Source organism: Defluviimonas salinarum (genome assembly GCF_026013545.1).
Classification (GTDB): domain Bacteria; phylum Pseudomonadota; class Alphaproteobacteria; order Rhodobacterales; family Rhodobacteraceae; genus Albidovulum; species Albidovulum salinarum.
On sequence record NZ_JAPDOG010000018.1, the window covers coordinates 37532 to 50362 of the forward strand.

13 protein-coding genes are annotated in these 12831 nt (G+C 68.5%); 8 read left to right on the forward strand and 5 right to left on the reverse strand.

What is annotated here, in order from left to right:
• Positions 1-142 precede the first annotated feature (142 nt).
• On the forward strand, positions 143-1147 hold the full coding sequence (locus OM960_RS17575; protein WP_264772874.1) for a DUF1214 domain-containing protein: 1005 nt from the start codon (positions 143-145) through the stop codon (positions 1145-1147).
• A gap of 125 nt (positions 1148-1272) precedes the next feature.
• A complete protein-coding gene (locus OM960_RS17580; protein ID WP_264772875.1) occupies positions 1273-1743 on the forward strand; it encodes a nucleoside deaminase in 471 nt (156 codons plus the stop codon).
• Between the two features lie 64 nt (positions 1744-1807).
• Here OM960_RS17580 and OM960_RS17585 read toward each other — a convergent pair whose 3' ends face one another.
• Positions 1808-2923 (reverse strand): alpha/beta hydrolase, encoded by a 1116-nt coding sequence (locus OM960_RS17585; RefSeq protein ID WP_263339899.1) that lies wholly within the window; start codon positions 2921-2923, stop codon positions 1808-1810.
• Positions 2924-3152: 229 nt separating this feature from the next.
• Here OM960_RS17585 and OM960_RS17590 point away from each other — a divergent pair, with 229 nt between their 5' ends.
• A complete protein-coding gene (locus tag OM960_RS17590) occupies positions 3153-3632 on the forward strand; it encodes a protein-tyrosine phosphatase family protein (RefSeq protein WP_264772876.1) in 480 nt (159 codons plus the stop codon).
• A gap of 174 nt (positions 3633-3806) precedes the next feature.
• Positions 3807-4520 carry a hypothetical protein gene (locus OM960_RS17595; RefSeq protein WP_264772877.1) on the forward strand — a complete coding sequence of 238 codons (714 nt, stop codon included), beginning with the start codon at positions 3807-3809 and terminating at the stop codon, positions 4518-4520.
• Between the two features lie 17 nt (positions 4521-4537).
• On the opposite strand, the gene OM960_RS17600 is transcribed toward OM960_RS17595, so the two are convergent.
• Positions 4538-4885 carry a hypothetical protein gene (locus tag OM960_RS17600; RefSeq protein ID WP_264772878.1) on the reverse strand — a complete coding sequence of 116 codons (348 nt, stop codon included), beginning with the start codon at positions 4883-4885 and terminating at the stop codon, positions 4538-4540.
• Positions 4886-4949: 64 nt separating this feature from the next.
• Positions 4950-6929, reverse strand: a complete 1980-nt coding sequence (locus tag OM960_RS17605; protein WP_264772879.1) for a bifunctional 2',3'-cyclic-nucleotide 2'-phosphodiesterase/3'-nucleotidase — start codon at positions 6927-6929, stop codon at positions 4950-4952.
• Between the two features lie 212 nt (positions 6930-7141).
• On the opposite strand from OM960_RS17605, the gene nudC reads away from it, so the two are divergent.
• Positions 7142-8101 (forward strand): NAD(+) diphosphatase, encoded by a 960-nt coding sequence (nudC, locus tag OM960_RS17610; RefSeq protein WP_264772897.1) that lies wholly within the window; start codon positions 7142-7144, stop codon positions 8099-8101.
• Between the two features lie 39 nt (positions 8102-8140).
• Entirely contained in the window at positions 8141-8614 is a 474-nt protein-coding gene (locus OM960_RS17615; protein ID WP_263339910.1) for an SRPBCC family protein, read from the forward strand.
• A 6-nt stretch (positions 8615-8620) separates the two neighbouring features.
• Here OM960_RS17615 and OM960_RS17620 read toward each other — a convergent pair whose 3' ends face one another.
• Both OM960_RS17620 and OM960_RS17625 read right to left on the reverse strand, forming a co-directional pair.
• Entirely contained in the window at positions 8621-8914 is a 294-nt protein-coding gene (locus tag OM960_RS17620) for a hypothetical protein (protein WP_264772880.1), read from the reverse strand.
• 344 nt (positions 8915-9258) lie between these two features.
• Positions 9259-10092, reverse strand: coding sequence for a prephenate dehydratase (locus OM960_RS17625; protein ID WP_263339912.1), 834 nt, complete (start codon positions 10090-10092; stop codon positions 9259-9261).
• Between the two features lie 120 nt (positions 10093-10212).
• Between OM960_RS17625 and OM960_RS17630 the strand changes: the two genes are divergently transcribed.
• Both OM960_RS17630 and OM960_RS17635 read left to right on the forward strand, forming a co-directional pair.
• A complete protein-coding gene (locus tag OM960_RS17630; protein WP_264772881.1) occupies positions 10213-10740 on the forward strand; it encodes a c-type cytochrome in 528 nt (175 codons plus the stop codon).
• Between the two features lie 163 nt (positions 10741-10903).
• Positions 10904-12823, forward strand: a complete 1920-nt coding sequence (locus tag OM960_RS17635; protein WP_264772882.1) for an extracellular solute-binding protein — start codon at positions 10904-10906, stop codon at positions 12821-12823.
• Positions 12824-12831 lie beyond the last annotated feature (8 nt).

Below are 12831 nucleotides of genomic sequence, written 5' to 3' on the forward strand. Positions count from 1 at the left end.
GGATGCGGCGGGCGGGGGCGATCCCGATCGCGGTCAGGGAGAGCCACGGCGCGATTGATCAGGGTCAAGGCCGGTTCGGGGACCACGCGCTAAGAGGTCCACCTGCACTCTGAACCGCTGACCGCAAACCGGAGGTATGAAGATGCGAATGACGATTCTGACGCTGGTGCTCTGCGCCCCGACCCTCGCCCTTGCCGAGCAGGTCACGCTCGAGAACCTTGTCCGCGCGGAATCCGATACGATGATCCGGGCCAACCTGGCGAGCTACGGTGTCGGACTGGGCGAGATCGTCCACGAGCGCGAGCCGGTGTCGGCCGAGGGCGCGCAGCCGATCATCCGCGCCAACCAGGACACGCTCTACTCCGCCATTGTGCTGGATCTGTCCGAGCCGGCGACGGTCACGCTGCCGGAGGCTGGCGGCCGTTTCCAGTCCATGCTGGTGATCAGCCAGGACCACTACAATTTCGTGGAGGCGACGCCGGGCGCCTATGAGTTGACCGAGGATGAGGTCGGCACGCGGTTTGCCTTCGTCCTGTTCCGCACCTTCGTCGATGCGTCCGACCCGTCCGATCTTGCCGGGGCGCACGCCGCGCAGGACGGGATCCAGGTGAGCGGCGGCGGCGCCGGACCGTTCGAGGCGCCGGACTGGGACCTCGAGAGCCTCGCCGGGGCGCGCAAGGCGCTGAACGATCTGGCGGCCGCGACGGGCTTCGACGCTTCCCGTGCCTTCGGCCGCAAGGACGAGGTCGACCCCATCGACCACATGGTCGGCGCGATGGCGGGATGGGCCGGGCAGCCGGCCACGACGGCCAGCGCCGTCATCGGCAGCGTCGAGGCGAATGACGGCAAGACTCCGCATAGGGTCACGGTGAAGGACGTGCCCGTCGACGCCTTCTGGTCGGTGACGGTCTACAATGCCGACGGCTACCTGGAGCCCAACGACCTCGGCCGCAACAGCTACAACAACAGCTCGGCCAAGCCGAACGACGACGGTTCCTACACGCTTAACTTCGGCGGCTGCGATGACGGGCGGATCAACTGCATCCCGGTAACCCCTGGCTGGAACTACACCGTCCGCCTCTACAAGCCGCGCGCCGAGATCCTCGACGGCAGCTGGACGTTCCCGGCGATCGAGCCCGCCGGCTGATTATCGCCCGCACGGATTGGGAAGCCGGTTTGCGGCTGGACGGCCCGCGATCGCTGCAAGAATATGGAGAGCGGCACAACGCCAACAGCCGCACGGTTGCGAAGGGGCACCCCGGGGAGGCCGCGATGAAGAGCGATACCGATCATCTGCGTCACGCCGTGAAGGTCGCCGCCGAGAGCCGTGCGAGCGGCAATCATCCGTTCGGGGCGCTCCTGGTCGGGCCAGAGGGCGACGTGCTCCTGTCGTCGGGGAACACCTATGCGCAGGATCGCGGCGTCGGGCATGCCGAGGCGAACGTGGCCCGCGCGGCCGCGCAGCAATACGACCCGGCATTCCTCGAGCGCTGCACGCTGGTGACCTCGGTCGAGCCGTGCTGCATGTGTGCCGGGGCCTGTTACTGGGCCGGCATCGGCACCGTGGTCTATGGGCTCAGCGAAAAGCGGCTGGCCGAACTGACCGGGGACAATCCGGAGAACCTGACCCTCGATCTGAGCTGCCATCAGGTGTTCGCCGCCGGACGTCGCCACGTGGCGGTGCGTGGCCCGTTCCCTGACCTCGAAGACGAGATCGTGAAGGACCACAAGGATTTCTGGTGACGGCTCTCCGTAGGGGCAGAGGGCCGCGCGGCGAAGGAGCGGGAGCCGAACCGCGCCCCTGGGGTCATTCGAAGACGATGCGGATCGGCGTCTGCCCCAGGATCTCGCCCAGCCGCGTCTGGGGAGCATGTCCGTATCGCGGATTGTTGTTCAGCCCCTGGCCGATCAGCTGAACCACCTCCGGCGAGCCGGCGTACTTGGAATGGCTGCCGGATGCGGAATCCTCGATCGCCGAGAGGTCGATGGCCGTCACGCCGAGCTCGGACAGCGCCTCGGCATCGGCGGCGCCGACACGCGGAACGCCGCCGGCCAGCCGGCGCGAGGCCTTGAGGGCCACGTCGTCCTTGGACAGCAGGACGAAGAAGTTGCCCGGATCGGGGCCGAGTTGCCGCATCTGGGTCCGGAAGAGATCGAGGTCGATGTCGGGCGAGGCGAGGATGACGTATTGCAGGCGGCCGGTGCGGTTGAACTGGCCTTTCTGGGCCCGGTCGACGATCGCCTCCATGGTCAGGAAGGTGCCCATGGAATGGGCGAAGAGGTCGAAGCCCTCGGCATGGGTTCGTCCGAGAATATCGGCCGTTTCGATAAGCTTGGGGCGCGCCACGAGGGCGCTGTTCAGGTCGTAGACATAGCGCGTCGCCTTGCCCGCCGAGGCCCAGGTGAAGAGCACCGGCACGCCGGTGAAACCGGTGTCCTCGACGAACTGGCCGACCCGCAGAAGCGCGTCGCTCGCCGTGTTGTTGAAGCCGTGAACGAAGAGGAGGATGTCTCTGTCGCCGGGCGGGCGCTTGCGCAGTTCCGCCTCGATGGCGGCGATGAAGGCGCGGTCGCTGGCGTAGACCGACGGCTCGACGATCGCGAATTCCGTGCGCGGATCGGGCGGGAGCTTTTCCGGGCGCTCCAACTCGCCGGTGACATGGGTCGGGGGAACCGACACATCGACAGAGGCGAGGCCCAGCTCCGGGGCGCGCTCGCCCGAGTATAGCGCGCCGACGACCTCGGAAGCCGCGCGCGTCGTCGCGATGAAGATCTTGTGCTGGTGGGCCGCGGCCACGGAGGCGACGGGGACCTCGGGGTTGTCGATGCCGATGAGTTCGGGCGGCTTCCCGCAGGAGGCGAGCCACAGCGCCGTGCAGGCGATCGCGAGGCGGCTGAGCGGCAGCGCCGTACGTCCGGACACGCGGCGCCCCGGTATCGGAGATTTCTGCTCGGCCATCACCCAGTCTCCATGCACAACATGATCCCGGCCCGGAGGTTTCGGACCGTTGGATCGCCCGGCCCATCGGGCAACGGGTGACCAGCGGCCGAGGCGAGCGCGGGCCGGTTCTTCGCGGCGATGCTCACATGCTTTGGCGCGGTCGCGCAACGCCCAACTTGATCGCGGGCCGGCGGCGTGGCATCGGATCCATATGACAGGGTTCACCATTTCGGAACTGGCGGCGGGCGGCGGGCGGCTCGCGCTCTGCCCGATGCCGGGGCGGGGCGGAGATTATGCCGGCGATCTCGCGGCGATTCTCGGCTGGGGACCTTCGCTCGTCCTGACGATGGCGACGGGGCCAGAGCTTGCGGCGATGGGGGCGCTCGGGCTCTCGGGCGATCTCGCGGCGCGGGGGATCGGCTGGCACCACCTGCCGGTCGCGGATTTCGGCGCCGACAGCGCGGCGCTGCGCGAGGGCTGGGGGGCCGCGTCGCAGGCGGCGCGGGCGGAGCTTGCGGCGGGGCGGGGGGTGCTGGCGCATTGCTTGGGCGGCTGCGGCCGCTCGGGCATGGCGGTGCTGCGGCTCATGGTCGAGGCGGGCGAGGCGCCAGAGGCGGCGCTGGCGCGGCTCCGCGTGGTCCGGCCCTGCGCGGTCGAGACCGAGGCGCAGCGGCTCTGGGCGGCGCGGTAGCGCCGCCGCGCGGGCGGGTCGCGCGGAAGACCGGGGCGGTCCGGTGCGATGCTGTATGCTCACTCAGAAGAGTCGACGCGCGGGTTTCGCCACCGACGGCGCCACGCGCGTCCGGAAGCGGGAGCGAGAGAGACATCACTGACCCGCGCGCTGCTCATTGCCGCCTCGGTGGCGATGGCCGCCCTCGGATCCGGCCGGTCCGCGAATGCCGAGAGCTTCGCCGGTTCCACCAATGACGCTCGCATCCTTATCGCGTTTCAGGCCGACGAGGCGGCGGTGCAGGCGATGCTGTCCGTGGGCTGGCAGTCGGTGCCGTTTCCGGGCGGGGCGCTCGACGGTGCCAACATGCTTCTGGTCCTCGTCGACCGCTACCTTGCCCGCGACGCCGAGGGCAATCCCTCCGATCCGGCGAGCTTTCGCACGACGGCGCTTGTCTGCCTCGCGAAAGGGGAGGGATCGGAGGAGGAGCGGACCTATGCCACGGCTGAGCGCTATGACCCCTATGGCAATGGCGAGGCGGCGGAGATCCGGCGGTCGGCGACGCTTGAAAGCGCGGGCACCGCGGCGCCGAAATGGGCCGAGGAATGGACGCTCGCGCCCGAGAGCGGCGGCGAGTTGACCTTCACGCTGCGCTACCAGTCCGGCACGCCGTCCTGGTCGGCGAGCGAGGCCTTGCCCTATTCCAACACCAATCCCGACTTCCACCGCATCTACCGCTTCGACCAACTCGTCGATCTCGCCATGAGCGAGCCCTTGGGCAAGGCGCTCGACGGGGACATGTCGCTCGGGTCGAGCGTGGAGGGGCTGGCCGGGCTCTTCGACGGCAGCGAGAAAGTCGTCGCGGCGATGGTGATCCCGATGTATGTCCGCGAGGTCTTCCTGCCCTGACGGGCCGGGGTGCCGGCTCAGCTTCCGAGCGGGTCCTCGCGGCACCAGATCCGGGTGAAGGCGCCGGTGCAGGTGGCCGCGTGGTTCAGCCCCTTGACGTGGAAGCGGGTGTAGAGCACGCGGTCCTCGATGGTGACGTCGAGGCTCTGGCGCAGGAGGGTGAAGCAGTCCGAGGGGCGGAGCTTGCAGCCGACGAGCGCGATGGTCGCGACCGGGTCGTCCCCGGTGCCGACGTCGGTTGTCGCGATGCGGCGTTCGATCGCGGCGCGCAGATGCGCGTCGAACGCGTCCGAACCGGGCCGGGTGAGCCAGGCCGCGCCGGCGGCGATGCCGGCGAGAACCGGAAGCCAAAGGATCAGACGCACGGCGGGACCTCCTGATTGCCCGCCGCTTATGCCCTGCCGGGCGGCCGTCGTCGAGGCCCGGCCGTCAGAGCGCGATGCGGAACCGGGCGAAGCCGTCCGGCCCGTCGCCGGCCGGTTCGATCGCCAGCGATGTCAGGCCGTCGAGGTGGCCGGCGGCCCGCGGGCCGGTGTCGAACACGACGCTCGTCCCCGGCAAGGCCTTGAATTTCCAGTTGGAATCGGCAGCCGGGTTGATCGTGCCCTGTTCGATGATGTAGCGCACAATGATGTCGCGGTTGGTGTCGGGCCCTTCGAAGATGATGGTGTCGCCCTTGGCGCCGGGGAACGCGCCGCCACCGGAGGCGCGGTAGTTGTTCGTCGCGATCACGAACTCGGCCGCGGGGTCGACGGGCTGGCCCTCGTGCATCAGGCTGCCGATACGGCTCGCGCCGGGGTTCAGATCCTCGCCCTTGGGTCCGTATTTCGAAGGCTGCGAGAGGTCGATCTCGTAGGTCACGCCGTCGATGACGTCGAAGTTGTAGGAGGGGAAGTCGGGATTGATGAGCGGCTGGTCGGCTTCGCCCGGCGTGACCTGGTTGAAGATGCCGGCGGAGCGTTCGAGCCAGTCCTTCAACTCGGCCCCGGTCACCTTCACCGCGCGGATCGTGTTGGGGTAGAGATAGAGGTCGGCGACATTCTTGATCGCGACGTCGCCCGGCGGCACGTCGGTGTAATAGTCCGGCCCGCCCCGGCCCCCGGCCTTGAAGGGCGCGGACGCCGAGAGGATCGGCAGGGCCTCGTAATCGGTGCCCTTCATCATCTCGGCGATGTACCATTTCTGGGCGATCGAGACGATCTGGACCGACGGGTCGTCGGCGACGAGCGCGAAGTAGCTGTGCAGCGGCGCCGAGGTCTTGCCGACCGCGCGGCGGATGTAGCCGAGCGTTTCGTCGTGCTCCTTCCGGACCGCGTCGAGCACTGTCGGCACGCTCTCGACGAGGGGCGTCACCGAGCGGTCCTCGTTCCGTTGCGAGATCGGCCGGGCCTCGGTCGTGAAGCTGATCACCCGCCATGCGTTGCTGTCGCGTTCGAGGAGGAGGTCGATGAGTCCCATGTGGGAGCCCCAGAACCCGGCCATCACCGCGGGCTTGCCGGAGATCGTGCCGGTCGCGGCATCGACCTCGGCATAGCCGTCGAAGGTCGGCGAGGGGAAGACAAGGTGGCTGTGGCCGGTCATCACGGCGTCGATCCCCTCGACGCGGGCCAGGGGCACCGAGGCGTTCTCCATCCCGTCGGCATGGTCTGCGTCTGCGATGCCGGAATGGGAAAGCGCCACGATGATGTCGCAGCTCTCCTCGCGCATCTGCGGCACCCAGGCCCGCGCCGTCTCGACGATGTCGCGGGCCTGCGCCTTGCCTTCGAGGTGGCGGCGGTCCCAGGTCATGATCTGCGGCGGTACGAAGCCGATGAGGCCGACCCGGATCGGATGGGCCTGGCCGGCGCCATCCGTCACCTCGCGGTCGAGGATGACATAGGGTTTCAGGAGCGTCTCGTCCGCGCGTGGGGAGGCGCCGAGCCTTGTCGCCACATTGGCCGAGACGATCGGAAAATTGGCGCCGGCGACCGATTTCATGAGGAAGTCGAGCCCGTAGTTGAACTCGTGGTTGCCGAGCGTCGAGGCGTCGAAGCCGAGCGTGTTCATCGCGGCGATGATCGGGTGAAGGTCGCCCTCCTTCATGCCGCGCTCGTAGGCGATGTAGTCGCCCATCGGGTTGCCCTGCAAGAAGTCGCCGTTGTCGACGAGCATCGCGTTGGTGGCCTCGGCGCGGATCGCCTCGATGATCGCGGCGGTGCGGGCGAGGCCCACGGTGTCGACCGGCTTGTCGGAGTAATAGTCGTAGGGGAAGACGTGGACGTGGAGGTCCGTGGTCTCCATGATCCTCAGATGCGCCTGTCCGGCGGCGGCGAAGGCGGAATAGGGATGCAGTGCGATCAAGGAGGCTCCGGCGGCGGTTCCGGAGAGAAAATCCCTCCGGGTCAATGGGTTGAGCGGTACACTTGTCATGGTCGCCTCCCTGCGCGCGGATGGTCACTGTCGCAGGGTATCATGACATGGGGCCGACACTAATCGCTGGCGTAAACGGTTTCCATACCATTTGCGCGTAATTCATCATCGTTAGTATCGTAAGGGTTGAGTTTGCCGGAGGCGTCAGATGGCGGGTTTGCAACCGGTGATGTGCCGTGCCACATCTGGGCGGCGACGGTGCGGAGCGGGCGATGCGGCTGGCGGAGACGGTGACATTCGGAGGCGCGGGGCTCGACCGGGCGGCCGGGCTGCGCGGCGATCCGGAGGCGGTCGCGGCGCACCTCTGCGCCGGGGAGACGCGAATCCTGCCGGTCTGGCGCGGCAAGCCGCTGTTCGCGGGGAATGCCGCGGGCTGGTTGCCGCCCGGCCATGCGGTGCTCGCCGAGGCCGCGGAGGCGCCGGTGCTGCTCGGGCTCGAGGGTGGTGCGGCGCGGTTCGCGGTCGATGTCTCGGGCTGGGAGCCCCCTGCGGGCGAGGCACTGGCGGAGGGGGTCTTCTTCGATCCGACCGAGCAGCGTCATCCGGCCCTGCCGGGCGATCACCGCTTCGCCGAGCTGCGCGGGCTCATGGCGGAGCTTGCGGCCGGGGACGCGGAGCTTGTGGCGACCGCGAAGGCGCTTCTCGGCTGGCACCGGAGCCACCGGTTCTGTTCGGCCTGCGGCCGCCCGAGCGCGGTGATCGAGGCGGGCTGGCAGCGCCGCTGCCCGGACTGCGGGACACGGCATTTCCCGCGCACCGATCCGGTGGTGATCATGCTCGTCACGTGCGGCGAGCGGACACTGCTCGGCCGCTCGCCGGGCTGGCCCGAGGGCATGTATTCGTGTCTCGCGGGCTTCATGGAGCCGGGCGAGACGATCGAGGCCGCGGTGCGCCGCGAGGTCGCCGAGGAGACCGGGGTGCGGATCGGGCGGGTAAGCTATCTCGCGAGCCAGCCCTGGCCCTATCCCTCGTCACTGATGATCGGCTGCCTCGCCGAGGCCGAGAGCGAGGCGATCACGCTCGACCCGGTCGAGCTGGAGGCGGCGGTCTGGATCGGCCGCGAGGAGGCGGCGCGGGTGCTGGCCGGGGACCATCCGACGATCCGCCGGCCGCGGCGGGGGGCGATCGCGGGGTTCCTGCTGACCCATTGGGTTGCGGACCGGCTGGATTGACGCCATTAGACCGGGCATGCGGATGAGGGAGATGAGCGCGTGAAGTTTTCCACGGTGCAGGACATTGCGGCCCCGGCTGATCTGGTCTTCGACGCGGTGTCGGACTTCGCCGCGTTCGAGCGTGCCGCGTTGCGGCGCGGGGCGGAGGTGTCGCGGGTCGACCGGCCCGAGGAAGGCATCCTCGGCACCACCTGGAGCCTGCGGTTCCCGTTGCGCGGGCGGATGCGCCGCCTCGTCTGCGACGTGCAGCGATTCGAACCGCCGAACGCGATGCTGGTGGCCGCGGAAAGCGGCGGCTTCGAGATGACGCTCAACGTCGGCCTCGTGGCGCTGGCGCGGGCGCGGACACGGCTGGGCCTCGATCTCGAGATCAGGCCGCGCTCGATGACCGCGCGGCTGATGCTGCAGACGCTGAAGCTGAAACGCGCGAGCTACATGCGCGAGTTCGAGGGCCGGGTGAAACGCTATGCCGGGGAACTGGAGCAGCGCCACGCCCCCGGCCGCGTCGAGTGATCGGACTCAGGGACGCGACGGGTTGGCCGGGTAGACGCCGAGAAGCGACTTCGACGAGAGGGGGCGAGTTCCTCGCGCGTGGCGGACATGGGTGTCCTTCGGGTGAAACGCGAAGCCGGGGAACTGGAGCAGCACCAAGCACCCGGCCGCGTCGAGGGACCCGGCGCAGGGACGCGACGGGTCGACCGGGCAGACGCTGAGGAGCGACTTCGACGAGAGGGGGGCGAGCTCCGCGAGCGCGAGGCGGACGTTGGTGTCCTCCGGGTGAGACGCCAAGCCGGGGAACTGGACCAGCGCCATGCCCTGGCCGCGTCGGGTGATCCGGCGCAGGGACGCGACGGGTCGGCCGGGCGACGCCGGGAAGCGACTTCGAAGTGAACGGGGCGAGCTCCTCGCGCGTGGCGGACATGGGTGTCCTCCGGGTGAAACGCCAAGCCGGGGAACTGGACCAGCGCCATGCCCCGGCCGCGTCGGGTGATCCGGCTCAGGGACGCGACGGGTCGGCCGGGCAGACGCCGGGAAGCGACTTCGAAGTGAACGGGGCGAGTTCCTCGCGCGTGGCAGACATGGGTGTCCTCCGGGTGAAACGCCATGCCGGGGAACTGGAGCAGGACCACGCACCCGGCCGCGTCGAGGGACCTGGCTCAGGGACGCGACGGGTCGGCCGGGTAGACGCCGAGAAGCGACATCGACGAGGTGAAGTAGTCGAGCTCCTCGAGCGCGAGGCGGACGTTGGTGTCGTCCGGGTGGCCTTCGATATCGGCGTAGAACTGGGTCGCGGAGAACGAGCCGTCGACCATGTAGCTTTCGAGCTTGGTCATGTTGACGCCGTTGGTCGCGAAGCCGCCCATCGCCTTGTAGAGCGCGGCCGGGATGTTGCGGACGCGGAACACGAAGGTGGTCATCATCTTGCCGTCGCCGCGCCGGGCGAGGTTCGGCTCGCGCGCCATGACGAGGAAGCGGGTGGTGTTGTGCGCCCGGTCCTCGATATGGCGGGCGATGAGGTCGAGCCCGTAGATCTCGCCGGCAAGCTCGGAGGCGAGCGCGGCGAGCTTCGGATCGCCGAGCTCGGCGACGTGGCGCGCCGATCCGGCGGTGTCGGCGCCGGTCACCGGCTTCAGCCCGTGCTTGGTGAGGAAGTTGCGGCACTGGCCGAGGAGCACGGTGTGGCTCATCGTGCCCTCGATCTCCTCGAGCCGGGTGCCGGGCACGGCGAGGAGGTTGATGTGCACGCGCACGAAGGTCTCGGCGACGATGTGGAGGCCGGATTCGGGCAGGAGGTGGTGGATGTCGGCCACGCGCCCGTAGGTCGAGTTCTCGACCGGCAGCATCGCGAGCTCGGCGCGGCCGCTGCGCACCGTCTCGATCGTGTCCTCGAAGGTGGCGCAGGGCAACGCCTCGAGGTCCGGATAAGCCTGGTGGCAGGCCTGATGCGAATAGGCTCCGGGCTCTCCCTGGAAGGCGATCCGACCGGTCATGGGGGTGGCTCCTTGGCGACAGCCCGGCTCCGGGCGCTTCGCGGCGCTAACTATACCTTGAAACCGGGCAGGGGAAGCGGGTAGATACGCCGCGACGGAATGCCAGGGTAGAGGCGCGACATGTTCGACACGATGACTGTAACGAAGGCCGGCGGCGCGCTGTGCGGGGCTTTCCTGATCTTCCTTCTGGGCAAGTGGGCGGCCGAGTCGCTCTACCATACCGCCCCGGCCGCGCATGGCGGCGAGGAGGTCGCGCAGGCCTACACGATCGACACCGGCGCCGAGGCGGGCGGCGGGGAAGCCGCGGCCGAGGAAGGCCCGGACTTCGCGACGCTGCTGGCTTCGGCCGACGCCGCGGCTGGCGAGAAGGTCTTCGGCAAGTGCAAGGCCTGCCACAAGCTAGACGGCTCGAACGGCACCGGTCCGCATCTCGACGGCGTGGTGAACCGCGCGGTGGGCGCTGTCGCGGGCTTCGGCTACTCGGACGCGATGGCCGGTCATGGCGGCACCTGGGATCCCGAGACGCTCTCGGCCTTCCTCGAGGATCCGAAGGGCAATGTCGCCGGCACCAAGATGTCCTTCGCCGGCCTCAAGAAGCCCGAGGACCGCGCCAACCTGATCGCCTATCTGCAGTCGCTCGGCGGCTGATCCGCACACGCTGCGGCAAGAATGCAGGCCGCCCCGAGGGGCGGCCCTTTTCATGTCCGCAGGCAATATCACAAATTCGCAACTTGATGCCGCGCCCCGCGACGTTCTAGCTTGCCTAGGCAGAAGAAACGGGTGCCGCGGACGGCGCGCGAAGGAGGTAGCGATGAATCGGCAGGGACCCGGACACGAGGCCGGACTCGGATCCTGGGCGCAGAGGCGCAGGCTGGCGCTGGCCGCTCCGGGCGTCGCGGCGCTTCTCTGTCTGGCGCTGCCCGGCGCCGCGGGCGCGCAGGGCGCCGTCACCATCTCGCACGGTTATTCCAACTTCGGCGAGCTGAAATACCCGGCCGATTTCGCCCATCTCGACTACGTCAACCCGGACGCGCCCAAGGGCGGCGAGATCTCGATCTGGTCGCAGGGCAGTTTCGACAGCTTCAACCAGTATGCCCGCGACGGCGTGCCGGCCGCGCTCAACACGATCGGCAGCGAGGCGATCCTGACCACGACCGCCGACGATCCCTATGCCGCCTACTGCTTCCTCTGCACCACGCTCGAATACCCCGAGGACCTCTCGTTCGTCACCTTCAACCTGCGTGACGACGTGACCTTCTCGGACGGCGCGCCGATGACGGCCGAGGACGTCGCCTTCAGCTTCAACCTGTTCCTCGAACAGGGCATCGCCGAATACCGCCGCATCGTCGAGGGCTTCATCGACCGGGTCGAGGTCGAGACGCCGCACCGGATCACCTTCTATTTCAACGACACCGCCTCGCTGCGCGACCGCGTCGGCTTCGCCGGCGGCACCCCGGTCTTTTCCAAGGCCTGGTTCGAGACGACCGGAACCCGGCTCGACAAGGCGACGCAGGCCCCGTTCATGTCGACCGGCGCCTATGTGCTCGACAGCTTCCGCTTCAACAGCCAGGTCGTCTACAAGCGCAATCCCGACTACTGGGGCGGCGACGTCCCGTTCAATGTCGGGCGCAACAATTTCGACCGCATCCGGGTCGAGTATTTCGGCGACAGCGACGCCGCCTTCGAGGGCTTCAAGGCGGGCGACTACACGTTCCGCAACGAGAACTCCTCGCAGGACTGGGCCACGGGCTACGATTTCCAGGCCGTCACCAAGGGCTGGGTGAAGCGCGAGGAGATCCCCGACGGCAATGTCGGGACGCGGCTATCCTGGGTCTTCAACCTCGACCGGCCGAACTGGCAGGACGCCCGCGTGCGCGACGCGATCGGCATGATGTTCAACTACGAATGGTCGAAGCAGACGCTGCAGTACGGGCTCTACGAGCGCCCGGTCTCGTTCTGGTCGAACACCGATCTGGCCGCGTCCGGCACGCCGTCGGAGGGCGAGGCCGCTCTTCTCAAGCCGCTGGTCGACGAGGGGCTTCTCGACGCCGCGATCCTGACCGATGCGGCGCGGGCTCCGCTGGAACACGACGCGGCGGCGAACCGGCCGTCGCGGAGGATCATCCGCGAGGCGGCGGCGCTTCTGGATGCGGCGGGCTGGACCACAGGATCCGACGGGATGCGCAGGAATGCCCAAGGTCAGCCCCTGAGCCTGACGATCATCCAGTTCAGCCCGATCTACGACCGTTTCATCAACCCCTTCATCGAGAACCTGCGTCTCATCGGCGTCGAGGGGAAACTTGAGCGGGTCGACACGTCGCAATATGTCGAGCGCCGCCGCAAGGGCGATTTCGACCTCGCCAACCAGGGCTTCGACATGGATTTCGAACCGTCGATCGGGCTCGAGCAATGGTTCGCCTCGAAGACCGCCGACGACAGTTCGCGCAACCTGATGCGGCTGAAGAACCCCGCGATCGACCGGCTGATCGGCCATGTCATCGCGGCCAAGACGCTCGACGAGCTGAAGACCTCGGTCCATGCGCTCGACCGGGCGCTCCGGGCTGTGGGCTTCGACATCCCGCTCTGGTACAACCCGGTGACCTGGGTGGCCTATTACGACATCTACGGCCATCCCGAGAACCTGCCGCCCTTACAGGTGGGCGAGCTGGACTTCTGGTGGTATGACGCCGACAAGGCCGCAGAACTGAAAGCGGCGGGCGCCCTCAACTGAGGCGGCCG

What these genes read in the sequence shown, in the direction of transcription:
- OM960_RS17575 (WP_264772874.1), top strand. Translation starts at nt 143, where the DNA reads ATGCGAATGACGATTCTGACGCTGGTGCTCTGCGCCCCGACCCTCGCC.
- OM960_RS17580 (WP_264772875.1), top strand. Translation starts at nt 1,273, where the DNA reads ATGAAGAGCGATACCGATCATCTGCGTCACGCCGTGAAGGTCGCCGCC.
- OM960_RS17590 (WP_264772876.1), top strand. Translation starts at nt 3,153, where the DNA reads ATGACAGGGTTCACCATTTCGGAACTGGCGGCGGGCGGCGGGCGGCTC.
- OM960_RS17595 (WP_264772877.1), top strand. Translation starts at nt 3,807, where the DNA reads ATGGCCGCCCTCGGATCCGGCCGGTCCGCGAATGCCGAGAGCTTCGCC.
- OM960_RS17605 (WP_264772879.1), bottom strand. Translation starts at nt 6,929, where the DNA reads ATGACAAGTGTACCGCTCAACCCATTGACCCGGAGGGATTTTCTCTCC.
- nudC (WP_264772897.1), top strand. Translation starts at nt 7,142, where the DNA reads ATGCGGCTGGCGGAGACGGTGACATTCGGAGGCGCGGGGCTCGACCGG.
- OM960_RS17620 (WP_264772880.1), bottom strand. Translation starts at nt 8,914, where the DNA reads ATGGCGCTGGTCCAGTTCCCCGGCTTGGCGTCTCACCCGGAGGACACC.
- OM960_RS17625 (WP_263339912.1), bottom strand. Translation starts at nt 10,092, where the DNA reads ATGACCGGTCGGATCGCCTTCCAGGGAGAGCCCGGAGCCTATTCGCAT.
- OM960_RS17630 (WP_264772881.1), top strand. Translation starts at nt 10,213, where the DNA reads ATGTTCGACACGATGACTGTAACGAAGGCCGGCGGCGCGCTGTGCGGG.
- OM960_RS17635 (WP_264772882.1), top strand. Translation starts at nt 10,904, where the DNA reads ATGAATCGGCAGGGACCCGGACACGAGGCCGGACTCGGATCCTGGGCG.